Origin of the sequence: Paraburkholderia sp. SIMBA_054 (assembly GCF_046534875.1) — a bacterium.
GTDB lineage: Bacteria > Pseudomonadota > Gammaproteobacteria > Burkholderiales > Burkholderiaceae > Paraburkholderia > Paraburkholderia hospita.
Genome location: NZ_JAWRXV010001864.1, coordinates 1 through 230 on the forward strand (window position 1 = coordinate 1; position 230 = coordinate 230).

The window sequence follows — 230 nt, forward strand, 5'->3', positions numbered from 1 at the left end:
CGCCGCGATGGGGAAACAACGGCGGCGCGCGCTGAGTGCCGAAGATCTGCGCTTCATGCGTGATGTACCGCGCGGCGGTGTGCTGCATTGCTTCGTGCTGGACTGTTCGGGCTCGATGCTGGCCGGAGAGCGTCTCGCGCTTGCCAAGGGTTTGCTGATTGCGCTGTTCGACCGCGCGAGCGCGATGCGTGCGGAAGCTGCGCTGGTCTGCTTCGGTGGAGCGGGCGCGG

The 230-nt window shown here is 67.4% G+C and carries 1 pseudogene; it reads left to right on the forward strand.

The annotated features are described in order from the left end of the window. Positions 1-7: 7 nt before the first annotated feature. Positions 8-230, forward strand: a pseudogene (locus tag SB822_RS61510) (magnesium chelatase); the annotation flags it as partial.